We start from the raw sequence: 22,893 nt of genomic DNA, 5'->3' as shown, positions 1-22,893 counted from the left end.
GATGCGGGAGCGGCCCTGTGGTCCGGCGAATTTGCACGGAGCCAATATGACAGCGGCCCCGGAAAACCGGGGCCGCCAGAAATTCTTACTTACGCAGACCCAGCTTCGCGATCAGTGCCGAATAGCGCGCCTCGTCCTTCTTTTTCAGATAGTCGAGGAGGCTGCGACGCTTGTTGACCATCATCAGCAGGCCGCGGCGGCTGTGATTGTCCTTGTGGTTCGCCTTGAAATGACCGGTCAGGTTATTGATGCGGTCGGTCAGGATTGCGACCTGCACTTCCGGCGAACCGGTGTCGCCCTTGCTGCGGGCATTGTCGGTGATGACTTCGGTTTTGCGCTCGGCGGTAATCGACATAATTTCTTCCTTCGAACATCGTGCTTTATAGGTTGAAGCCGCGCACGACCTTCAGCGTTCCCGCCAAAGCCTCGATCAGGGCGATCGGACGATTTTGATCGTCCCGTCCCCAATAGAGCCCGTCATCCGTAGCTACCCCGGTCCAGACGCGACCCTGACGGATCGCCCCTGCCGCTTCCGGGGAAAGGTTCAGAGCCGGGATGTCGACCAGCCCTGCCTCGAGCGGCAGAATGACGTCTGATTGCGCGGCGCCTTGGCCGAATGCGTTGAGTTTGTCCAGCGAAATCGCCTGTTCCAGATCGAACGGCCCGGCCTTGGTGCGGCGCAGCATCGTGACGTGGCCGACGGTGCCGACGGCGTGCGCGATGTCGCGGGCGAGGCTGCGGATATAGGTGCCTTTGGAAACGTGGGCGATGATGGTGACGAAGTCGAGCGGGTCCGCCCCTTCCTCGTCACCCCGGACTTGATCCGGGGTCCATTCCGCCGGCGCCGCAATGGATGCCGGATCAAGTCCGGCATGACGAAGGGAATATATTGTCACCCCCCGCGACGTCATCTCCACCGCTTCGCCCTTGCGCGCGAGATCATACGCCCGCTGGCCGCCGATCCGGATCGCCGAATACGCCGGCGGCACCTGCTCGATCGGCCCGGTAAAGCGCGGCAGCACCGCCTCGACCTGAGCCAGCGTCGGCCGCACATCGCTGCTCGCAACAACCTCGCCCTCGGCATCAAGCCCGGACGTTTCGGTCCCGAACGCGATCGTAAACGCATAAACCTTGCTCGCATCGAGCATCCGCCCGCACAGCTTCGTCGCTTCGCCGAGCGCGATCGGCAGCACGCCGGTCGCCAGCGGGTCGAGCGTCCCGCCATGGCCGACCTTGACCTTGCCCAGCCCCGCCTCGCGGCACACGCGCTTGACCGCGCCGACCGCCTGCGTCGAGCCGAGCCCCAAAGGTTTGTCGAATATGATCCAGCCGTTCATGGCGCGCGCTAGGCGCGCAGGGCCGCCATTGTCAATTTGCCGCGGGCTTTTCGCCCATGATATCCTTGGCCCGGTCGCGCTTCGACGGCGGACCAGCGGAGGTCACGAACGAGGTGAGCGGGCAACGATCGCCGCGCACGATGATCGCCGCAAACCGGTCGAGCCGCGATGCGCCGCGCGTTTCGACGCCGATCGCCGAGGCAAAATCGATATCGCGGCAATAGCCCGCGAAGCGGCCGTAATACCAGTCGCCGCGGCGATCCTGAATCCAGATGCCGCGGCCATCGTCGGCGCGCCAGTTGCGGATCGAGCTGTCGCTGGGAAATATGATGCTTGCCTCGGTCCCAAGTGCGCGCGGCTCGGCGACCGGTTCGGCGGCTCCCGCAATCGAAAGGGGCAGGAGCGCAGCGGCGAGGGACAGGGTCAGGGTTTTCATGGCGACTCGTCTAGCATCGGGTGCCTGAACGGGCGCTGACCCCGCCCTGCGTGGCACAGGTCAGCGCCGCACCGCCCAATCTTCCGCCAGCAACGACCACAGCCCGGTATCGCGGACATGCCCGGTCCAGGTGATCCGCTCGGCGCGCAGCACCCCCTCTTTCACCGCCCCGAGCTTGGCGACCGCGGCCTGGCTGCGCGCGTTGCGCTCGTCGATCCGGAACTCGATGCGGCGGATGCCGACTGCGAAGGCGTGGTCGATCATCAGGCGTTTCAGCCGGCCGTTGAGGCCGGTGCCGCGCGCATCAGGGTGGATATAGCTGTTGCCGATCTCGACCGTTTCGGCCGACACATCGGCGCGCAGCCACGCGGTCATCCCGACGAGTCGCTCGCCGGCGAAGATCGCATAGGGCATGCGGCTGGCGTGGCCGAGCAGCGCGTCGAAACTGCGGTCGAAATGCGCCGGATCGAAGCTCGACGAATAGATCGGCCAGATGGCGGGATCGGCGGCGCAGGCGCCGCCGAGCGCGGCGCGGTGCGCCTCGACCAGCGGCGCGAGGCTCAGATCGCCGTCGGCGAGCGCGACATAGAGCCGGTCAAGCATCGGCATGCGCCGCCGCCTCGCGCCGCTTGGCCATGAAATGGCGCCGGCACATCGCGACATAACGGTCGTTGCCGCCGATCTCGGTCTGCGCGCCCTCGACGACCGCGCGGCCGCTTTCATCGACGCGCAGGTTCATCGTCGCCTTGCGCCCGCATTCGCACACCGCCTTCAACTCGACGAGCGCATCGGCGAGGCCGAGCAGCGCTGCCGAGCCGGGGAAGAGGTTCGCAGCAAAATCGGTACGCAGACCATAGCAGAGCACCGGAATGTCCGTTTCGTCGGCGAGCCGTGCGAGATCGAGCACCTGCGCGCGGGTCAGGAACTGCGCTTCGTCGACGAGCACGCAGGCGAGCGGGCGCTGGCGATGTTCGGCACCCACCGCCGCCCACAGGTCGCTGTCGGGATCGAACTTGTGCGCCTCGGCGATCAGTCCGATCCGGCTCGTCACCTGCCCCGCGCCGTACCGATCGTCGAGTGCCGCGGTCCACAGCATCGTTTCCATCCCGCGCTCGCGATAGTTGAAATCCGCTTGCAACAGCGTGGTCGACTTGCCGGCGTTCATGCTGGCATAATAAAAGTAGAGCTTGGCCATGCCGCGGCGATACCGCGCCAACGCCGCGGCGTCACCCCGCATCGCATCGGCGGCAACGACCGCCGGTGGGCGCCGCTTGACTCCCCCCGCCCCCCTGTCATGCTGCGTCACAAATATGCAGCAGATACAGTGGGGAGAGCTGCCGATGCGCCTGATGCCGATCAGCGATGCGATGTTCCTGGTGAGCGAGAGCCGCGAGATGCCGATGCATATCGGCGGTATCAACCTCTACACCCTGCCCGAGGGGGTCGACGAAACCGAGTGGCTGAACGAACAACTGACGCTGTTGCGTCAGTCAGAAGGGCTGCGGCGGCCGTTCAGCGAAGTGCTGAAGCTGACGCCCTTCGGCCAATATGGCCCGATCCGGCTCGAACCCGACCGCGATATCGACATGCATTACCATGTCCGCGCCGCCGCGCTGCCCAAGCCGGGGCGCTATCGCGAGATGTTCGAACTCGCCTCACGGCTCCATTCCAGCCTGCTCGACCGCACCCGGCCGTTGTGGGAAATCACGCTGATTTCCGGCCTGCCCAATCGCCAGATCGCGACCTTCAAAAAGGTCCACCACGCGCTGATGGACGGCGCCGCGAGCATCCATTTCTACAATTCGATGTTTTCGCCCGACCCGAACGAACGGCGCAGCTATTCGCCGCTCTCGGTCGAAGCCTATGAGGCGTACAAGCGCCAGTTCCCGGCGGCCCGCAAACCCCCGCGCCCGAACCTGACCGATATCAAGGCGATCGGCGATTTCCTGAAGGAGCAATGGGGCAACAGCGTCGGGGTGACCAAGGCGCTGAACCAGTATCTCGCGGCGATGTTCGGCATCGGCGGCGACGGGCTGACCACCCCCTTCGCCGGGGTGCCGCGCACCAGCTTCAACCGCAACATCACCGGCGCGCGGCGCTTCGTTGCGCAAAGCTGGTCGCTCGAACGCGTGCGCGCGATGGGCAAGGCTTATAACGGGACGATCAATGACGCAGTGCTCGGCATGTGCGCGGGGGCGATGCGTAAATATCTGCAATCGCTGAACGAGCTGCCCGACAAACCGTTGAAAGCGATGGCTCCGGTGTCGATCCGTCCCAAGGACGACGTCGATTCGGGTAATTCGGTTGCGTCGGTCACGGCGAACCTCGCGACTCATATCGACGACCCGGCGGCGCGGATGGCGGCGATCCAGGAATCGATGAATTCGGCAAAGGCGCAGCTCCGCGACATGACCGCGGCGCAGATCCAGCTGTATACCGCGATCACCAGCTTCCCGATGATGCTGACCGCGTTGACGCGCACTGCCGACAAATTCCCCGCTTATTCGGTGACGATATCGAACGTGCCCGGCCCGCGCGAGCAGATGTACTGGAACGGCGCGCGCCTCGACGGCATGTATCCCGCGAGTATCCCGGTCGACGGCATGGCGATGAACATCACCCAGGTGTCGAACTTCAAGAACATCGATTTCGGCATCACCGCCTGCCGCCGCAGCGTCCCGCATGCGCAAAGGATGATCGACTATCTGGAGGAAGCGCTGGTCGAACTGGAAAGGGCGGCGGGGATCAAGAAGGGGAAGTAGCCCTAGAGCGCCTCCGAAACCCGTTCGCATCGAGCGAAGTCGAGATGCCCCTCGGGCTTATTTTACGTCGATGGGTGTCTCGACTTCGCTCGACACGAACGGGAACAGGGGTCAGCCCTCGCCCTCCAAATCCCGCGCCACCTTCGGGTCGCGCAGCAATTTCTCGATATGGCTCGCCTCGTCGAAGCTTTCGTCGCTCAGGAATTTCAGCTTCGCGGCATATTTCATGCTCATCTTTTCGGCGACGCTCTTTTGCAGCCACGCGGTGTTGGTGCGCAGCGCTTTCAGCACTTTGTCCTCGTCCTTGCCGAGCAAGGGTTTGACGAACACCGTCGCGTGGCGGAGGTCCGGCGACATCCGCACTTCGGTGATGCTCACCGGCTGCTTGGTCAGCAGATCGTCATGGACGTCGCCGCGCGCGAGAATTTCGGACAGGATGTGGCGCACCTGCTCGCCGACGCGCAGCACGCGAACCGACGGGCCTTTGCTCTCTACCGCTTTCATCCCGCACCCTTTTCCAGTTCGTCGAGTTTCGCCACGATGCGCGCGATCGAGCGCATGTTCCGCGCCGTGCCCTTGTGCGCCAGGTGCCGCTCGATCAGCCGCCCGGTCAATTTGCTGTCGGCGACGCCGTCGCCATAATCGATATAAAGCGCCCGGTCGCCGAGCGCGAGCCGTTCGTTGGGTTTGATCCACTTGTCGGCTGCCAGCGCGTCGAACTGCGCCGGCGTCGGCTGGCCGTCGAGGAACATGGTGTGGACGAACCGGTCCTCGTTGGTCCCCGCAAACGGGTTGTCGGCAATCGCCGCGGCGAGTTCGTCGCGGCTGCGCACCAGCGCCGCGCACGTCATGTCGAAGCGGTCGTCGACCATCAGCGTCAGCTTCTCCTCCAGCCCGCGCGTCGGCCGCGCGGGGTGCGAAAAGATGACGTTGCCGCTGGCGACGACGGTCTCGACATCAGCAAAGCCCTCAGCCTCGAACGCCGCGCGCAAATCGGCCATCGTCAGCCGGTTGCCGCCGACGTTGATGCTGCCGAACAAAGCCACATAGCGCGCCATGCGCGCCTCAGTCGAACGGCATGATGTCGTCGACATCGACCGACAGGGCGTCGGCGAGCGCACGCCAGTTTTTGGCGCTCGTGTCGCGCTTGCCTCTTTCGAGACTGGAAATGGTCATCTTGGATAGGCCGACTTTGTCACCAAGCGCCTGCTGCGACAGATCACGATATTCGCGCCAGACCAGCAATCCCGCCTCGCCGTTCACCAACCGTTCGACGAGCGATGCCGGAACATATTCCTCGCCAGCAACACGACGCGCTTCCGCACGTTCGGCCGCCTCAACGTCCGCACGCTCTTCAGCCTGATCGGCAAGGCTCCGATATTCCGCTTCGGGCAGAATGACCATTTTTTGGCCGGCGATTTCGATAAATTGAACCGTCATGTCTCATCCTCATATGCCGACGAGCGCGGCGCAATCTCCCGAACCATCAATATGTCATCCTCGATCACAAAGATGACTCGCCAGTCCTGGACTCTCAATCGGCTCTCTGGCCGCCCTTTGAGCCGCGTTACATTGTTTTCGAGCGCTGCCGGATTTGAAGCCAACAACGCAATCTTGTCCAAAAGAACTCGCCGCTTGTTTGATCGAACCAACGCCTGCTGCGCGGCTTTCGAGTAGCGGATATCCATCTATTGCAGTTAAATCAAAACGGCGAATCGCGCAAGGCATGTAAGCAATAAGCTTACATGCCTTGCGCTGATCATATCCGTTCCGCTAGCTGTCGGCGACAAATTTGGATCAAAGCGTCCGTTCGCGCAATTCGACTTCGAAGACTTCGAGGTTGTCGCCTGCCTTGATGTCGTTGGTATCCGACAGCACGACCCCGCATTCCAGACCGGCGCGCACTTCGGCGACGTCGTCCTTGAAGCGGCGCAGCGACGCGATCGTCGTGGCCGAGACGATGACGTCCTCGCGCGTGAGGCGCGCGTGGAGCCCCTTGCGGATAACGCCTTCGAGCACGAGCAGGCCAGCGGCCTTGTCGCGCTTGCCGGCCGGGAAGACATCCTTGACCTCGGCGCGGCCGACGACAGTCTCGATCCGCTCCGGACCCAGCTCGCCCGCCATTTCCTTCCGGATTTCGTCGGTCAGGTGATAGATCACGTCGTGATACATGAAGCGCACTTTTTCACGCTTCGCGATCTCGCGCGCCTTCGGGTTCGGGCGGACGTTGAAGCCGATGATCGGCGCATTGGTCGCCGCCGCCAGCGTCACGTCGCTCTCGGTGATCGCGCCGGCGCCCGACTGGAGCACGCGGACGCGGATCTCGTCGGTTGACAGCTTGTTGAGCGCATTGACGATCGCTTCGACCGATCCCTGCACATCGCCCTTGATGACGACCGGGAACTGGATGACGCTCGCCTTGTCGGCGAGCGCCTCGAACATCCCCTCGAGGCTGACCGGCGCCTGGACGGTGCGCTTTTTGAGCGCCTCGCTCTGGCGATAGGCGGCGACTTCGCGCGCGCGCGCTTCATTCTCGACGACGGTCAGCGTATCGCCCGCCATCGGCACCCCGCCGAGGCCGAGCACCTCGACCGGCAGCGACGGACCGGCTTCCTTGATCTGCTCGCCCTGATCGTTGATCAGCGCGCGGACGCGGCCGCTTTCGGCGCCGCAGACGAAGATGTCGCCGACCTTCAGCGTGCCGCGGCGGACGAGGATCGTCGCGACCGGACCGCGGCCCTTGTCGAGCTTCGCCTCGACCACCGTGCCTTCGGCATTGCGGTCGGGATTGGCCTTCAGCTCCATGATCTCGGCCTGCACCGCGATCGCGTCGAGCAGCTTGTCGAGGCCGGTCTTCTTGAGCGCCGACACTTCGATATTCTGCACGTCGCCGCCCATTTCCTCGACCACCAGCTCATGTTCGAGCAGGCGTTCGCGGACGCGCTGCGGATTGGCGCCTTCCTTGTCGACCTTGTTGATCGCGACGATGATCGGGACGCCGGCGGCCTTGGCATGGGCGATCGCCTCGATCGACTGCGGCTTCAAGCCGTCGTCGGCCGCAACCACCAGGATGACGATGTCGGTGACGTTGGCGCCGCGCTGGCGCATTTCGGTAAAGGCTTCGTGGCCCGGCGTGTCGAGGAAGGTGACGAGCGACCCGTCGGGGGTCTTCACCTGATAGGCGCCGATATGCTGAGTGATGCCGCCGGCCTCGCCCGCCACGACATTGGCGCCGCGCAGCGCGTCGAGCAGGCTGGTCTTGCCGTGATCGACATGGCCCATGATCGTGACCACCGGCGCGCGCGATTTCAGGTGCGCGGCGTCGTCGACGTCCTCGTCGTGGCGAATATCGACGTCGGCGTCGCTCACGCGCTTGATCTCGTGCCCGAACTCGGTGACGAGCAGCTCGGCGGTGTCCTGGTCGATCGTCTGGTTGATCGTGACCGGCATGCCCATCTTGAACAATGCCTTTACCAGGTCGCTGCCCTTTTCGGCCATGCGGTTGGCGAGGTCCTGGACGGTAATGCTGTCGGGAACGACGACTTCGCGGACCTGCTTCTCGCGCGGGCCGCTCGACGAGATGTGCGAGCGCTTTTCCTTTTCGCGGGCGCGCTTGAGCGCCGCGAGGCTGCGGGCGCGGGCGCCCTCATCCTCGTTGAGCGCGCGCGTGACGGTCAGCTTGCCCGACTGGCGGCGGCTGTCGCCGCCGCGAGGCGCCTTCGGTTCGGGGCGCTTGGGTTCGGGACGCTTGGGCGCCTCGACCGGCGTGAAACGGCGCGGCGCGGGGGCGACACTCGCCGGGCGCGATGCCGGGGCCGCGGCGGGCTCTTCGCTCGCCGCCGTCGGGGCGGCTTCGGCCGCGTCTGCGGCGGGCGCAGCTTCGGGCGCCGGCGGGGCCGACTGTTCTTCTTCGCGTGCCTCGGTGCGGGCCTTTTGCTCGTCGGCAGCGCGCGCGCGCGCGGCCTCTTCGCGGCGGCGCGTTTCCTCGAGCGCGTTCATGCGCGATTCTTCGGCCTCGCGCAGCAGCTGCGCCTGGCGCTCCTGACGCGACATCAGGCTGTCGTTCTCGCTCGCACGCGGCGCGACGGGCTTCGGCGCAGGAGCGGGCGCCGGAGCCGGGGCGGGAGCCGGCGCGGCCTTGACCTCTTCGGCTTCGGGCGCGGGGGCGGCTTCGCCCGGACGGCCGAGCACACGGCGACGCTTCACCTCGACCACCACCGTATTGCGGCGGCCGTGGCTGAATTGCTGCTGTACCTGTCCGGCCTCGACCGTCCGCTTCAGCCCCAGGGGCTTGCGGGTAAGGGTCGGTTTGTCCTGTTCGTCACTCATCGAAAACCATCATTCCTTCAAATCGCGTCCGCATCCGGCCCCAGCACGTCTGGGTCGGTGGACATCTCCCCTGGTCCCGCTGGGCGGGAATCCTTCGCGGAAACGCGGTTGGCCGCGTCCCTACTCCATCCGGTGAAAAACTGCCAGCGGCTCAAATGCGCCAGCACCCGGTCCGCGGCGCGGGCATCGAGGATCGCCAGATGCACCGCATTCTCGCGCCCCAATGCCATAGATAGGGTGCTTCGGTCCACCGGCAAGACCAGCCCCTCGCGGCCTGAGCCTTCGTCATCCTGGCCGACACGCCATGCCTGCGCCAGTTTCTTGCGCCCGTCCTCGCCGGCATCGCTCGCGTGGAGGAGCAGGCGGACCTGCCCGCGACGCGCCGCCTGTTCGATCTTGTCGTTGCCGCTGATCAGCGTCCCCGAGCGCGATTCGAGCCCGAGCCGGTCGAGCGTCGCGCGCTGCAATTGCGCCTCGATGCGCGCGCCCAGATCGTCGGGAATGGTGAAATCGCCGTCCTGAAGCGCGCGTGCCAGCCCGCCTTTCAGCTTGCCCCTGGCGCGCGCGGCGTCGAGGTCGGCGCGGTTGACGCCGATCCACGCGCCGCGCCCCGGCGCCTTGCCGAGCACGTCGGGCGCGATGCCGCCGTCGGGGCCGAGCGCGAGGCGCACGAGCCGCTCCGCCGGCGAAACCTCGCCGGTTATGACGCAGCGCCGCTCGGGCACATGCTGGCCGCGCCGTCCAGCGCGGTCGGGTTCGCTCAGCTGATCATTGTGCGGGGTCCGCATCAGCGGCCTCCCCGGTTTGGAGAGCAGCTTCCGCCGGTTCGTCGTCGAACCAGTGCGCGCGCGCCGCCATGATGATCTCGTTGCCCTGCTCTTCCGACAGGCCATATTCGCCGAGCACGCCGCCCTTGTCCTCGGTGCGCTCGCGCGCCGGGCCGCGGCGGTTGTCCTGCCGCTTCTTGGCGATCAATTCGTCGGTCGCAAGATCGGCGAGATCGTCGAGCGTCTTGATCCCGGCCTTGCCGAGCACGACGAGCATCGCTTCGGTCAGGTGCGGAATTTCGGCCAGATCGTCCTCGACGCCAAGCTCGCGGCGTTCGGCGCGGGCCGCCTCTTCGCGGCGTTCGAGACCTTCGAGCGCGCGGCTCTGCAGTTCCTCGGCCAGTTCCTCGTCAAAGCCTTCGATGCCGGCCAGTTCCTCGATCCCGACATAGGCGACTTCTTCGAGTTCGCTGAAGCCTTCGGCGACGAGCAGCTGCGCGAGCGTTTCGTCGACGTCGAGCTCTTCCTGGAACATCGTCGAGCGCTCGACGAATTCGCGCTGGCGCTTTTCGCTGGCGTCGGCCTCGGTCATGATGTCGATCTGGCTGCCGGTGAGCTGGCTGGCGAGACGGACATTCTGGCCGCGGCGACCGATGGCGAGCGACAGCTGGTCGTCGGGAACGACGACTTCGATACGGCTGTCATCTTCGTCGATGACGACGCGCTGGACCGTTGCCGGCTGGAGCGCGTTGACGACGAAGGTCGCAGTGTCTTCGGACCAGGGGATGATGTCGATCTTTTCACCCTGCATTTCCTGGACGACCGCCTGGACGCGGCTGCCCTTCATGCCGACGCAGGCACCGACGGGATCGATGCTGCCGTCATAGCTGATGACGCCGATCTTGGCGCGCGAGCCCGGGTCGCGGGCGGCGGCCTTGATCTCGATGATGCCGTCGTAGATTTCGGGCACTTCCTGCGCGAACAGCTTTTTCATGAAGTCGGGGTGCGCGCGCGACAGGAAAATCTGCGGGCCGCGGGTTTCGCTGCGCACCGACAGGATCAGCGCGCGGACACGGTCGCCGACCCGCATCAGTTCGCGCGGGATCTGCTGATCGCGGCGGATCACGCCCTCGGCGCGGCCGAGGTTGACGACGATGTGGCCGAACTCGACCGACTTCACGACCCCGGTGATGATTTCGCCGGCGCGGTCCTTGAACTCTTCATACTGTCGCTCGCGGTCGGCTTCACGGACCTTCTGGAAGATCACCTGCTTGGCCGACTGGGCGTCGATGCGGCCGAGGTCGACCGCGGGCAGCGGATCGACGATGAAGTCGCCGACCTTGGCGTCCTGCTGCAATTTCTGGCCGGCGGCCAGATCGACCTGCTTGAAATAATCCTCGACCGTTTCGACCACTTCGACGACGCGCCACAGGCGCAGGTCGCCGGTCTGGACGTCGAGCTTGGCACGGATGTCGTTTTCGGCGCCATAGCGCGCGCGCGCGGCGCGCTGGATCGCTTCCTCGATCGCTTCGATGACGATCGTCTTGTCGATCATCTTTTCGCTGGCGACGCTGTTGGCAATCGCCAGCAGTTCGGCGCGGTTGGCGGAAATGGCAGTGGCCATCAGTCCTGTCCTTCTTCTTCCAGTTCGTCGGCGCCTTCGGCTGAAAGCGGGACGGTTGCAGCAATCAATTTGTCGGTGAGCACCAGCTTGGCCGTATCGATCGCGTCGAACGGCAATTTGTGCTCCACCTCTTCCTTGTCCAAAATCGTGACAGTATCGCCGTCGATCCCGACCAGGAGCCCGTTGAAGCGCTGACGGCCGTTCAGCTTTTCCTTCAGCGCGACCTTCGCCTCGTGCCCTGCCCAGTCGGCAAAGTCGGCGCGGCGGGTCAGCGGCCGGTCGATGCCGGGCGACGACACTTCCAGCCGGTACGCCTGGTCGATCGGATCCTTGCCCGCTTCTTCAAGCGCGTCGAGCTGGGCCGAAATGCGGCGCGACAGGTCTGCGCAATCCTCGATCGTCAGCTGCCGCGTCTCGGGACGCTCGGCCATCACCTGCAAGGTCGGATCGCTTTCCCCGCCAAAGAAGGCGACGCGCACCAGCGCGAGACCCATCGCCTCGGCTTCGGGCGCGATGATCGCATTCAGGGTGTCGAGATCGGCCAAGTCAGTCTTTCAAGATCGGGCGACCGGAAAACCATGCAGGAATAGCCGCCGCGGCCCGCGGCCCCGACGTCCCAACTGGCTGACCATGTCAAGAAGTGAGCCGCATATAGGTGGTGCGGCGAATATGGGCAAGAGGAGAATGGCGCGGTGGCGGCTGGCAGATCGAACGATCGGCGTCTGTCCATTCGACGGCCACCCAGCGCCGCTGTCCCGCTGCGGCACAACCTGCAGCCGGCGAAACATTTTGTTGGCGTTTCGGCGCATAGAGTGTCGCGAGCCATTCCCGCGCGAATCAGTCGCACGGGGCGGGCATGGAATCTCGACGCGCACATGAAGCCCGAACTCGCCCTGTCTGCCCACGCCGCGCCTGCCCGCGCCACGTGGCGCGACCCGCGGCCGCCGAAACCGGCGGGGCCGGGGCGCGCCTTCTGGGCCGCGATTGCGGCGGTGATAGCTGTCGCGTGCCTCGCCTTCCTGCTGCAAAGCGGGCGGCTGCGCGCGCCCGCGGTCTTCGGCCCCTATAGCGTCAGCGTCCCACTGACCTTCCGCGCCTATGATCCCGCGCGCTGGGCGATCATGAATGCCGAGGATTATGAGGCAGCGCTTGCGATCGACCCGACGCTGCCCGACCCGCGCGCGATCGGTTTCGCCGACGCGGCGGCGCTGCCCCCCGCCGATCCGGCGCTGCTGCGCGACGAGGCCTTCGTCGGCCCGCCCGCCAAAAGCTATGCCTTTCGCGGCGTGACCGCGCTCGACCGCGAGCGGGCGCATTATTGCCTGACCTCCGCCATCTACTACGAAGCCGCGTCGGAAACCGACGACGGGATGCGCGGCGTTGCCCAGACGGTGCTCAACCGCGTCCGCCATCCCAGCTTCCCCAACACCGTGTGCGGGGTGGTCTTCCAGGGATCGCAGCGCGCCGGCGTGTGCCAGTTCACCTTCAGCTGCGACGGCGCGATGGCGCGTGCGCCGAGCAAACCTAACTGGCTGCGCGCAAGCCGCGTCGCCTCGGCAGCGCTCGGCGGCTACGTCTTCCCCAAGGTCGGGCTGGCGACGCATTATCATACGCAGGCGATCTGGCCGCGCTGGGGCAAGAGCCTGGTGATGACCAACATCGTCGGCGCGCATATCTTTCACCGCTGGCGCGGCCGCTGGGGCATGCCCGACGCGTTTCGTGCGCCCTATCTGGGCCGCGAACCGGTGCCCGGTCCCTATCTGCCGGTCGCACAGCAGATCGCGATCCTGCGCGGCGGCGGCGCGGCGGCGGCGGGCCTGCTTCCCGAAGGCAGCGGCACGGTTGAACCGCTGCCCAACGTCGCGCCCGCGCCGATCCCGAGCGCGATGGCGGCGCAGGACCGCGGCATCGGCACCCCCGCTGCGCCCGCTGCGGCGACGGCGCAAACCTATACCGACCCGCGGCTCAACCAGTCGGGGCAGATCCGCGAAGAGTTCAAGGGCAGCGGAGAGTGGAAACGCTGACCGTATCGGGCTAGCCTGCCCCGCTCATCGCGGGGAGGATAGCATGGGACATGTCAAAGGCATCGGCGGGCTGTTTTTCCGGGCGCGCGACCCCGACGCGCTGAGTGCCTGGTATCGCGAGCGCCTGGGGATCGGGGCCGGCTGCAACGCCGACGATACGGGGCCGGTCGACCAGTGGAGCTGGGCGGTGGCCGCGGGGCCGGTGGTGTTTGCGCCGTTCAAGGCCGACACCGACTATTTCCCCGCCGAGCGGCAATTTATGATCAATCTGCGCGTCGACGACCTCGACGCCGTGCTCGCGCCCTTTCGCGCCGCGGGCGACGCGGTGATCACCAAGGCCGAGTGGGACGACCCCGCGACCGGACGCTTCGCACGCGTCCACGACCCCGAAGGCAATCCGATCGAGCTGTGGGAACCGCCGGCGGGGTGATCCTTTTGTCCGCTGACGCGGAAAACATCAACGCCCCTGGCTGCGCCAGCGCTTGACGACGCGCTCCAGGATTTCGCCCTCGCCGCCGGCTTCGCGCCACAGTTTCGAGAAGAGCGGATCGCTCGACGCCGGACGCTTGTCCTCTTCGAGCGTGTCGAGATAGATGCGCATCGGGATCGACACGCCCTCGCCGCAGACGATGCATTCGCGGTTGCGCAGCGCCGGGATCGAATCGATGAAACCGCGCGCGCCTTCGGGCATCGCCGCCTTCACGAAATGCTGGTCGCGCTCGTTGTTGAGGCGCATCGAGATGATCGTGCCGCACTGCGACAGCACCCCTTCGGCCAGATCCGACGGGCGCTGGGTGATCAGGCCCAGCGACACGCCGTATTTACGGCCTTCCTTGGCGATCCGTTCGAGAATCTTGCGCACCGCCTGCCCCTGGCCGGTGTCCTTGGCCGGAATATAGCGATGCGCTTCCTCGCACACGAGCAGGATCGGCCGCTGCGGCTCGCCGCGCGACCAGATTGCATAATCGAAGGTCAGGCGCGACAGCACCGCGACGACGACGCCAGTGATATCCGACGGCACCCCCGACACGTCGATGATCGAGATCGGCCGGCCGTCCGACGGCAGGCGGAAAATCTTGCCGAGGAAATTCGCCATCGTGTCGGCAACGAGCATGCCCGAGAACATGAAATTATACCGCGGGTCGGCACGCATTTCCTCGATCTTGCCCTTGATCCGCATGAACGGGGCCGACGAGGTCGCCTTGTCGAGCTTGCCCATCTCGTTGGTCAGGATGTTGAGCAGGTCGGACAGCAGATAGGGAATCGGCGAATCGACCGTGATCTTGCTCATCCCCTCGGCAAGGCGGTTCTTGCCGCGCGCCTGGAGCAGGCAACGGGCGAGCACGTCGCAGTCGGCCTGTCGGTCGCGTCCCTCGGCAGTGACGAAGACCTCGCAATGCTCCTCGAAGTTCATCAGCCAATAGGGCATCGCCAGATTGTCGACGTCGAACAGCGCGCCGGTGCCCTTGAACGCCGCCGAATATTCGCCGTGCGGGTCGATCATCACGATATGGCCCTGCGGCGCGAGTTCGCAGATCTTGTGGAGGATCAGCGCCGCGCTGGTCGACTTGCCGGTGCCGGTCGAACCGAGCAGCGCGAAATGCTTGCCGAGCATCGCGTCGACATACAGCGAGCCGCGAATATCCTTGGTCGGATAGACGGTGCCGATCTCGACATGCGCGCGCTCGTCGGCGGCATAAATCTGCTTCAGATCGTGACCGGTGGCGGCATAGACCTGGCTGCCGGGGATCGGGTAGCGAGTGACGCCGCGGCGGAAATTGTGGATGCGCCCGGTGATCTTTTCCTCATCGCCCTCGCCGAGGAAGTCGATCGTCGCGACGATCAGCCCTTCGCCGCGCTCGTGCAATTGCTGGTCGCGAATGCTGCCGAGCAGCCAGACATGGCCGACGCGGACCTTGACCTGTGCGCCGACCTGGCCCGCCATCGCGACCGCGGCGTCGGTCGATCCCGACAAACGGCCGATCGCCGTCGCATCGAGCAGAATCCGCGATGCCGACCCTGAAATCTCGATGACTTCGCCGATCAACAATTCGTCGCGGTGATGCGTCGTGACCGGCGCGACCGGGGCAACGGTTCCGCCGCCGGCAAGCCGGACGTGCTGTGCCGCCGTCGAATCGCCGGCGTTGAAAGCGCCGCCCTGGATATCCATCAAATAGCCCCGCCTGTCATAGTCCCGGCGCCGGTATCGCAGATGAGGGTAAACAAAGCGCTTATGATGCCGCGCGAGCGCTCAGCGGCGGCGGAAGATCGCCGATGCGCCATAACCGAGGACCAGCGACAGCAACACCGCCGACAGGCCGTACAGAAAGCCATGGTGCTGCGCGGCGAGCGCCACGAAGCGTTCGAAGCCCGCCTTGCGGATCTGGACGTCGCGCGAGGCGACCGCGAGCACGCGGCCGCGACTGATCAGAAAGGTTTCGGCGCGGTAGGTGCCGACCGGAACGCGCGCCGGCACCGGGATGCGCGCGCGGTAGAGGACGCCTTCGCTGATCTCGACCGCGGCGGGGTTCTCGTAGAAGAGGCCGAGCCGGCGATAGAGATCGATCAGCCCCGCCTCGAAGCGTTCGAGCTTTTTCGCTTCCGAAAAGCCGGTCGGCGACATCGACAAATTGGCAAGCCCGAGTTCGAAGATCGCCGCCGTGCGTTCGTCAACCAGCTTGTCGATCGGCCGCGACGATCCGATCGCGTAAAATCCCGGCGACGTCCGCAGCCGGATGCTGCTGGCGTTGACCCATATCCCTGCCACCCGCTGTTTCTCGCGCAGCACGATCGGGCGCACCGGCCCTTTCAGGACCACGACGATGTCGGCGCGGTCGTCGGGCAGGCGCTGGCCGGGGTAGAGGATGGCGCCGAACAGCAGCAGTTCCTCGCCGGTGAAGCTGTACTGGATGTCGATCGCGCGGCTCGACACGTCGGGCACCAGCCGCGGGTCGGCCGCGCGCGCCGGGCCGAAGGGCAGCAACAGCGCCGCGCACGCGAGGCCAAGGGCGGCGAACCGCGTCATTGCACCGTGAAGATTTCGTCGGGGCGGATGAAAAGCCCCACCGCCATCTGCAACGCCACCGCGAGCACGATCACCGCCAGCGCGAGCCGCAGATATTCGGGCCGCGCCTTTTGCGCAAACCGCGCCCCGAACTGCGCGCCGGTGACACTGCCGAGCAGGAGGAGCCCGGCGAGGACGATATCGACCGCGCCCGTGGTCATCGCGTGGACCATCGTCGTCGCGATCGTCACGAACAGGATCTGGAACAATGACGTGCCGACGACGACCTGCGTGCCCATGCCGAGCAGGTACAGCATCGCCGGCACCATGATGAACCCGCCACCGACCCCGAGCAGCATCGTCAGCACCCCGACAACGACGCCGAGCAGCAGCGGTGCGAGCGGCGAAATATAGAGCCCCGAGCGATAGAAGCGCCAGCGCAGCGGCAGGTTGGCGACCATCGGGTGATGCCGCCGCTTGCGCGCCGGGGCCGGAAGCCCGGCGCGGCCGGCGCTGAGCGCGCCCCACGCCTCGCGCGCCATCAATGCGCCCACCGATCCCAGCAGCGCGACGTACAGGATGTTGATCGTCGTATCGATCTGGCCCCATGCGGTGAGCAGTTCGAACAGGCCAGCGCCGATCAGCGACCCGACCAAGCCCCCGGCGACCAGCACTGCGCCCATCCGCAGGTCGACCCCGTCGCGCTCAAGATGCGCCATCACCCCCGACACGCTGGCGCCGGTCACCTGCGTCGCCGCCGACGCCGCCGCAACCGTCGGCGGGATGCCGTAAAAGATCAGCAGCGGCGTGGTGAGGAAACCGCCGCCGACCCCGAACATCCCCGACAGGAAGCCCACCCCGCCGCCGAGCAGGACGATGACCAGGGCATTGACCGAGAGATTGGCGACAGGAAGGTAAAGGTCCATGAGCCCCGATTGTACGTCTGCGGCCCCGGAACGGGACCGATCGCGCCGACCCTAGACGATTTTTGCGGGGCGGGGAATCGGCAGTCGCCGTCGATCGCCGAATTTCAGAAGTCGGCCGCGAGTGTGAGCGCCAGGCCGCTTTCGGGTTCGGCATCGCCCGCTACCCGCTGACGCCAGTCGAGCGCGATCCGGCTGCCCTGCCCGATGTCGGGCAACCGCAGCGTGACGCGCGGGCCGACGTCGACCCGCGCCGCCCCCGGCTGCGCGGCGCCGGCGGCGAGCGCGCCGACGCGGAGCGACGTTTCGCCCCGCCCGACCCGCCGATCGATCACGACCGCGCCATCGGCAAAGCCGTCACGCTGTCGCGCACCGACCACACCGGCCTGCCCATAAGCGTCGAGCCGAAACCCGCCAGGCAGGGCCACGTCGCTGACGCCGCCGCTCACCGTCGCCGCGAGCGCGGTGCGCCCCTCGCCGCCAAGCGCGACGCGCTGCTCGATCGCGATATCGAGCGGCAGGCGCGCGATCGGGGCATAAGCGACACCGAAGGCCAGCTCGCGCTGACGCAGGCTGTCGAGCGCGACGGTCGCGCGCGCATAACCGCGGGTGCGCCCCGAAGCCCCGAAGCCATGGGCGAGACGCAGCCCCGCCTGGCTGCCGCCGAGCTGACTCGCAGCCGCTATTCCCGCGGGCGCGGTCCGCGCCCCGCCGCGCACATAGACCCAGCCGCCAAGCGACCAACCCGCGAGCGGACGCTGGATCCAGAAGGGCTGCCCAATCGCCGGCTCGGCGCTCGCCGCGAACGAACTATGCCGCCAATCGCTTCCCTGCCGCGGCATCGCGCTGCGCGCGACCCCGCCCGTCGGCTCGGGTAGCTGCCGCGCCACCATTGCGAAGCGAGGGTCGTGGCGGTCGCTGCTGCGGGCCGTGGCGGGGGCCAACGGCGCACTTGTCGACAGAACGGCATCGACAGGGCGGACCTGCACCGCTGCCGGTAATAGCGAAGACGTGACACGCCACCGCCATGATGATGTCAACTCTGCCACTTTTGTCACCGTAGGAGTGGGCGAGACAAAGGGCGACGGCGCGGCCCACTGCGGCGGCGGCACGGGGTCCGGAATTATCGGGAACGCCGGATTCCATGTGGCTGCGACCCGCAGCACGGTCCAGCCGCCGACGCACACCAACAGAAAACGCAACGCTGGTGCACCGGCGACGGGGCGGGATTTCAACGTTTCACCGCCCGCAGCGCGGGTACGCCCGGCAGCGCCGCTTCGTCGGGATGGTCGGTCTTTTCCCACACCACCTCGCCCGACCGCAGCATCCGACAATAGAGGATCACTGCCCGATAGGCAGCCAGGATCGCGATTACGTTGGCGACAAAGGCGCGCGGCATTGCGAGCAAGGCTTGCCCCGGCCCGTACCAGCGCGCCGTGAAGTGCATCCGCATCCCAAGCCGCCAAACCAGGAGCGATGCATCGACGGCGAGCAGGAAACGCGTCGCCTCGCCGACGGCCGGTGTCGGCCAACCCAGCATCGTTTGCCCCGCCAAAGCAAGCAGCTGGAAAACTAGGCCTACATAGGCCGCCAGCAGAACGAGTGCGGCGAGCGGGGCGCGGCGGTCGCGCCAAAGCATCCAGCGGGCGACCCAGCGTTCGCCCGCACGCGCCTCAGGCGCGGCGCCCGGTCGCCTGCCCGGCCAGCCGAGATGGTCCCAGCCGGCAAGGGCAATCCCGGCAATCCAGCGCGATTTCTGCCGGATGGCGGCCTCGAACGCGCCGGGGAACGCCCCGCGCGACACGATGCGTTCGCCCTCCACGGTTCGCGTGTCGACAAAGCGAGACTGGAGGCCATAGGCCCCGATCAGCATCCCGACCTCATAATCTTCGGTCAGGCTGTCGGCGCGAAACGGATCGCCGCCGCGCTCGATCGCCAGAAGGGCGAGCGCGTTGCGGGTCAGCGCGCAGCCGACGCCGGCCGACGGCATGGCCACGCCGAGCCGCGACCGCAGCGCGAGTTCCTTGCCATGCGCCTCGGCGAATTCGTCGCCATAATGGCCGCCAATCCACGCCGCCCCGCGCCGCAGGATGGGCACGACCGGAATCTGCACCATCGCATGATCGGCAAGATGGCGGCGATACAGCGCGAGTTCGCCGGGATGAACATGATCCTCGGCATCGTGGAGGACGATCGCGGCAAAGCGCTGGCCCTCGGCGCGCTCGTCGTCGCCGAGCGCCTGCCACAGCCGGTTGAGATTGTCGCCCTGGGTCGTCGGCCCATCCTCAGCGCCGATAACCAGCCGCAGCCGCGGATCCCGCGCCACCAGCGGCGACACCGAAAAAAGCGTTGCCGCGTCATTCGGGTAACATCCCACATAAAGGCGGAAATCTTCGCCATCCCACGCCGCGAGCGCGCGGCGCAGCGTTGCGGCAAGGACCGCTTCCTCGCGCCAAGCGGGCACAAAAATGGCAAGGCGGCCCTCGATGGGCCCGGCCGGTGCAACAGGCGCGTCGCGGCGGCGTCGGGTTGCGAACCACAGGGCATCGACGAACAGATCGTCGAGCCCGATCAGCAGGATGCCCACCGATGCAAACAGCATCAGTTCGCGGCCCGCCCCCAGCACGAACCATTCCAGCCATGCGGTCGAAAGCTCCACCCCGCTCGCCCCGCCCCCTCACGGTATTCCGGCGCCAATCGGGCAATGGGTAACCGAAAAGGCGGGTTTGTAAAGGGTGACGACCACCGTCCCGCGCGCTAGGAGGAGGGCAATATTCATTTCAGACAATCAGGTTGCCGATCCCGATGCCGAACAAATCCACCTCCCGCTCCGCCCTTCGCGACTTTCTCGAAAGCGAGAGCGCTGGCGGGATGCTGCTGATCTTCGCGGCGGCGCTGGCGATGGTGATCGCCAATTCGGCGCTCGGCGAAGATTATCATCACGCGATCCATGCGATGACCGGCCCGGTGCTCACCGACAAGCTTGGCCCGATGACCGTCCACCTGTGGATCAACGACGGGCTGATGGCGATCTTCTTCCTGCTCGTCGGGCTCGAGATCAAGCGCGAGTTCGTCGATGGGCGGCTGGCGAGTTGGGACCGGCGGCGGCTGCCGATGATTGCCGCCGCGGCCGGGATGGTGGTGCCCGCCGCGCTCTATATGCTCTTTGCCGGCAGCACCCCGGGGCTGGCGCAGGGCTGGGCAATCCCGGCGGCGACCGACATCGCATTTGCGATCGGCGTCCTAGCGCTGCTCGGCAAGCGCGCGCCGACGTCGCTCAAATTGTTCCTCGTCACCGTCGCGATCGTCGACGACATGGGCGCCGTCGCGATCATCGCGCTGTTCTACACCGCCGAAATCAACCTCATCGCGCTCGGCGCCGCGGCGGCGATCCTGGCCGTCATGTATGCCTGCAACCGCGGCGGCGTGCGCAATCTGGCGGTCTATCTGCTGCTGTTCGCGGTCCTCTGGTATGCGATGCTGTTGTCGGGGGTCCATGCGACGATCGCCGGGGTACTGGCGGCGATGATGGTGCCGTTCGACCCCACGCCGGGCGCGCCCGACAGCGCGACCTCGCCGCTCCACCGGCTGGAGCATGGGCTGCATCCGTGGGTCGCCTTTGCCATCGTGCCGCTGTTCGGCTTTGCCAATGCCGGGGTCGATATCGGCGGGCTGACCGCCGAACAGATTTTTGCGCCGCTGCCGCTCGGCATCGCCGCCGGATTGTTCTTCGGCAAGCAGATCGGCATTTTCGGCAGCGTCTGGCTGTGCGTCAAATGGGGTATCGCAGGCAAGCTGCGCGGCGCGACTTGGCTGCAAATCTACGGCGTATCGCTGCTCTGCGGCATCGGCTTTACGATGAGCCTGTTCATCGGCGGCCTGGCCTTCCCCGGCAACGCGCTGCTGATCGAGGAGGCGAAGATCGGGATCCTGATGGGGTCGCTGGTCGCCGCGCTGGTCGGCTTTGCCGTGCTGCGCTTCGCGCCGCTCGATTCCGACCATGCCGCGGTCGAGGCCGAAACCCATGCCGAGATCAACGGCGACGGCGACGTCACCGACACGTCCGAGCCGATCGGGGTCGGCGCATGACCCACTGCTTGAAAGCCGCCGCGCTCGCGCTGGCCGCGACCGCGATGTTGTCGGGCTGCTACGCGCTCGACCCCGAAATGAAACGGGCGGTCGAGGAGCGCAAGGCGCGCGAACGCGGCGCGCCCGTTAGCAGCGGCGCGGTGTCCCCGCCCGCTGTCGCAACGGCCACCGTTTCGCCGCCACCCACCGCGACCACGGCGGCGCGCGACCTGCCCGAAGTCGATGTCCGTCGGCTGGAAGTGGTGCCAGATGCAACCGCCTTGCCGCCGCCCGCCGGCGCTGCGCCGCCGCCCGCGACCGCCACCGGAGCGGCAATGGCTTGGCCGGCGCCGACCGCGACGAATGCCGAAGCGGCGATGTTCGCGTCGCAAACCGTCGGCGCGGTCGCGACCGCCTATGTGCTGCTGACGCTCGAGATCGGCACGCACGAAAAAGGCTATATCGACGCCTATTACGGCCCGCCCGGCCTGCTCGACGCCGCGACCAAGGCGCCGCGTGACAAGGCGGCGCTGCTCGCAGCGGCGCAGCAGCTGATGGCCAAGCTCGACGCCGCCGCGCCCGACCTCGCCGACCCGATCGAGCGGCGGCGCGGCGCCTTCCTGCGCGCGCAGCTGCGCGCTGCCGAAACGCGGCTGATGATGATGCAGGGGACGCGCTTTCCCTTTGCCGAAGAGGCCGAGCGGCTGTTCGGTGTCCGCCCCGAGCTCAAGCCGCTGGCCGACTATGACGCCGGGCTCGCAGCGATCGATGCGCTGGTGCCGGGCGACGGTCCGCTCGCCACCCGCGTCGAGGCGTATCTCGACGGCTTCACGATCGCCAAGGAGCGCCTGAAACCCGTGTTCGACGCGGCGATCGCGCGCTGCCGCGGCCGCACTGCGGCGCATATCGCGATGCCCGAAGGCGAGAGTTTCGACCTACAATTTGTGACCGGCAAGAGCTGGAGCGGCTATAATTATTACCAGGGCGGCTATCACAGCATCATCCAGGTCAACACCGACCTGCCGATCCGCCTGTCGCGCGCGCTCGACCTCGGCTGTCACGAGGGCTATCCGGGGCATCACCTGCTCAACATGAAGATCGAGGAGCAGCTGGTGAAGGCGCGCGGCTGGACCGAATTCAGCGTCTATCCGCTCTACAGCCCCCAAAGCCTGATCGCCGAAGGTACCGCCAACTATGGCATCGACCTCGCTTTTCCCGATCGCACCCGGCCCGACACCGAACGCGACGTGCTGATGCCGCTCGCCGAAATCGCGCCGCCGACCGACGACCGCTACTGGCAGTTGCTCGACGCGATGAAGGTCCTCACCGGCGCGCGGCTGACGATCGCGCAGCAATATCTCGACGGGATGATCGACCGTCCAACCGCGGTCCAGCTGACCCAGAAATATCTGCTCGTGTCGCCGCAGCGCGCCGAACAGTCGGTCGCCTTTACCGACCAGTATCGCAGCTATGTGATCAACTACGGCATCGGCGAACAGATGGTCCGCGCCTTCATAGAACGCGGCAATCCCGACCGCGACGAGATCTGGCGCCGTATGGCCCTGATCCTCGGCGAGCCGACGCTGCCGGCGGACCTGCTGGCGCCCTGATCGCGCCAT

At 66.5% G+C, this 22,893-nt stretch carries 23 protein-coding genes; 5 read left to right on the top strand and 18 right to left on the bottom strand.

Annotation, left to right across the window (positions count from 1 at the left end; translation table 11 throughout):
- Positions 1-85: 85 nt before the first annotated feature.
- Genes rpsO through HEQ22_RS01090 form a run of 5 tightly spaced genes read right to left on the bottom strand, consistent with a single transcriptional unit; the run spans position 86 to position 2,968 of the window.
- Positions 86-355, bottom strand: a complete 270-nt coding sequence (gene rpsO, locus HEQ22_RS01110) for a 30S ribosomal protein S15 (RefSeq protein WP_432769363.1) — start codon at positions 353-355, stop codon at positions 86-88.
- A 25-nt stretch (positions 356-380) separates the two neighbouring features.
- Complete coding sequence (gene truB, locus HEQ22_RS01105; protein ID WP_432769362.1) at positions 381-1,337, bottom strand: tRNA pseudouridine(55) synthase TruB; 957 nt, start codon at positions 1,335-1,337, stop codon at positions 381-383.
- A 31-nt stretch (positions 1,338-1,368) separates the two neighbouring features.
- Positions 1,369-1,773 (bottom strand): DUF6491 family protein, encoded by a 405-nt coding sequence (locus HEQ22_RS01100; RefSeq protein ID WP_432769361.1) that lies wholly within the window; start codon positions 1,771-1,773, stop codon positions 1,369-1,371.
- Positions 1,774-1,833: 60 nt separating this feature from the next.
- A complete protein-coding gene (locus HEQ22_RS01095) occupies positions 1,834-2,376 on the bottom strand; it encodes a GNAT family N-acetyltransferase (RefSeq protein ID WP_432770917.1) in 543 nt (180 codons plus the stop codon).
- Complete coding sequence (locus HEQ22_RS01090; protein ID WP_432769360.1) at positions 2,369-2,968, bottom strand: thymidine kinase; 600 nt, start codon at positions 2,966-2,968, stop codon at positions 2,369-2,371. Before HEQ22_RS01090 ends, HEQ22_RS01095 begins: the two co-directional genes overlap by 8 nt.
- 145 nt (positions 2,969-3,113) lie before the next feature.
- Here HEQ22_RS01090 and HEQ22_RS01085 point away from each other — a divergent pair, with 145 nt between their 5' ends.
- Positions 3,114-4,535: a WS/DGAT/MGAT family O-acyltransferase gene (locus HEQ22_RS01085; RefSeq protein ID WP_432769359.1), complete on the top strand. Its 1,422-nt coding sequence runs from the start codon at positions 3,114-3,116 to the stop codon at positions 4,533-4,535.
- 111 nt (positions 4,536-4,646) lie between these two features.
- Here HEQ22_RS01085 and rbfA read toward each other — a convergent pair whose 3' ends face one another.
- The 8 genes from rbfA to rimP all read right to left on the bottom strand — a co-directional run bounded on the left by rbfA (position 4,647) and on the right by rimP (position 11,800).
- Entirely contained in the window at positions 4,647-5,039 is a 393-nt protein-coding gene (gene rbfA / locus HEQ22_RS01080) for a 30S ribosome-binding factor RbfA (protein ID WP_432769358.1), read from the bottom strand.
- A complete protein-coding gene (locus tag HEQ22_RS01075) occupies positions 5,036-5,593 on the bottom strand; it encodes a DUF1697 domain-containing protein (protein ID WP_432769357.1) in 558 nt (185 codons plus the stop codon). The genes rbfA and HEQ22_RS01075 overlap by 4 nt, the downstream gene beginning before the upstream one ends.
- Positions 5,594-5,600: 7 nt before the next feature.
- A complete protein-coding gene (locus HEQ22_RS01070) occupies positions 5,601-5,975 on the bottom strand; it encodes a helix-turn-helix transcriptional regulator (RefSeq protein ID WP_432769356.1) in 375 nt (124 codons plus the stop codon).
- The gene (locus HEQ22_RS01065) at positions 5,972-6,223 is read right to left on the bottom strand and encodes a type II toxin-antitoxin system RelE family toxin (RefSeq protein WP_432769355.1); all 252 of its coding nucleotides are present in this window, start codon (positions 6,221-6,223) and stop codon (positions 5,972-5,974) included. Before HEQ22_RS01065 ends, HEQ22_RS01070 begins: the two co-directional genes overlap by 4 nt.
- Before the next feature lie 109 nt (positions 6,224-6,332).
- Entirely contained in the window at positions 6,333-8,864 is a 2,532-nt protein-coding gene (infB, locus tag HEQ22_RS01060; RefSeq protein WP_432769354.1) for a translation initiation factor IF-2, read from the bottom strand.
- Positions 8,865-8,881: 17 nt separating this feature from the next.
- Positions 8,882-9,652 (bottom strand): DUF448 domain-containing protein, encoded by a 771-nt coding sequence (locus HEQ22_RS01055; protein WP_432769353.1) that lies wholly within the window; start codon positions 9,650-9,652, stop codon positions 8,882-8,884.
- Positions 9,633-11,255, bottom strand: a complete 1,623-nt coding sequence (gene nusA / locus HEQ22_RS01050; RefSeq protein ID WP_432769352.1) for a transcription termination factor NusA — start codon at positions 11,253-11,255, stop codon at positions 9,633-9,635. The genes HEQ22_RS01055 and nusA overlap by 20 nt, the downstream gene beginning before the upstream one ends.
- The gene (gene rimP / locus HEQ22_RS01045; protein WP_432769351.1) at positions 11,255-11,800 is read right to left on the bottom strand and encodes a ribosome maturation protein RimP; all 546 of its coding nucleotides are present in this window, start codon (positions 11,798-11,800) and stop codon (positions 11,255-11,257) included. Before rimP ends, nusA begins: the two co-directional genes overlap by 1 nt.
- 330 nt (positions 11,801-12,130) lie before the next feature.
- On the opposite strand from rimP, the gene HEQ22_RS01040 reads away from it, so the two are divergent.
- Together HEQ22_RS01040 and HEQ22_RS01035 are read left to right on the top strand one after the other, a co-directional pair.
- Entirely contained in the window at positions 12,131-13,279 is a 1,149-nt protein-coding gene (locus HEQ22_RS01040; RefSeq protein WP_432769350.1) for a cell wall hydrolase, read from the top strand.
- Positions 13,280-13,322: 43 nt separating this feature from the next.
- Positions 13,323-13,709 carry a VOC family protein gene (locus HEQ22_RS01035; protein ID WP_432769349.1) on the top strand — a complete coding sequence of 129 codons (387 nt, stop codon included), beginning with the start codon at positions 13,323-13,325 and terminating at the stop codon, positions 13,707-13,709.
- Positions 13,710-13,736: 27 nt separating this feature from the next.
- Here HEQ22_RS01035 and HEQ22_RS01030 read toward each other — a convergent pair whose 3' ends face one another.
- From HEQ22_RS01030 to HEQ22_RS01010, 5 genes are all read right to left on the bottom strand, one after another.
- Positions 13,737-15,449, bottom strand: a complete 1,713-nt coding sequence (locus HEQ22_RS01030) for an ATP-binding protein (RefSeq protein WP_432770916.1) — start codon at positions 15,447-15,449, stop codon at positions 13,737-13,739.
- A gap of 81 nt (positions 15,450-15,530) precedes the next feature.
- A complete protein-coding gene (locus HEQ22_RS01025; RefSeq protein WP_432769348.1) occupies positions 15,531-16,304 on the bottom strand; it encodes a TIGR02186 family protein in 774 nt (257 codons plus the stop codon).
- Complete coding sequence (locus tag HEQ22_RS01020) at positions 16,301-17,209, bottom strand: sulfite exporter TauE/SafE family protein (RefSeq protein WP_432769347.1); 909 nt, start codon at positions 17,207-17,209, stop codon at positions 16,301-16,303. The genes HEQ22_RS01025 and HEQ22_RS01020 overlap by 4 nt, the downstream gene beginning before the upstream one ends.
- A 104-nt stretch (positions 17,210-17,313) precedes the next feature.
- Positions 17,314-18,150: a hypothetical protein gene (locus tag HEQ22_RS01015; protein WP_432769346.1), complete on the bottom strand. Its 837-nt coding sequence runs from the start codon at positions 18,148-18,150 to the stop codon at positions 17,314-17,316.
- A gap of 287 nt (positions 18,151-18,437) precedes the next feature.
- Positions 18,438-19,865, bottom strand: a complete 1,428-nt coding sequence (locus tag HEQ22_RS01010) for a glycosyl transferase family protein (RefSeq protein ID WP_432769345.1) — start codon at positions 19,863-19,865, stop codon at positions 18,438-18,440.
- 146 nt (positions 19,866-20,011) lie between these two features.
- Between HEQ22_RS01010 and nhaA the strand changes: the two genes are divergently transcribed.
- Together nhaA and HEQ22_RS01000 are read left to right on the top strand one after the other, a co-directional pair.
- Entirely contained in the window at positions 20,012-21,295 is a 1,284-nt protein-coding gene (gene nhaA / locus HEQ22_RS01005) for a Na+/H+ antiporter NhaA (RefSeq protein ID WP_432769344.1), read from the top strand.
- On the top strand, positions 21,292-22,884 hold the full coding sequence (locus HEQ22_RS01000; RefSeq protein WP_432769343.1) for a hypothetical protein: 1,593 nt from the start codon (positions 21,292-21,294) through the stop codon (positions 22,882-22,884). Before nhaA ends, HEQ22_RS01000 begins: the two co-directional genes overlap by 4 nt.
- The last annotated feature ends 9 nt before the right edge of the window (positions 22,885-22,893 follow it).

The organism is Sphingopyxis sp. (assembly GCF_050916055.1).
Taxonomy (GTDB): Bacteria; Pseudomonadota; Alphaproteobacteria; order Sphingomonadales; family Sphingomonadaceae; genus Sphingopyxis.
The sequence above is the reverse complement of the archived record's forward strand: the minus strand, read 5'-3'. Positions and strand labels throughout refer to the sequence as shown.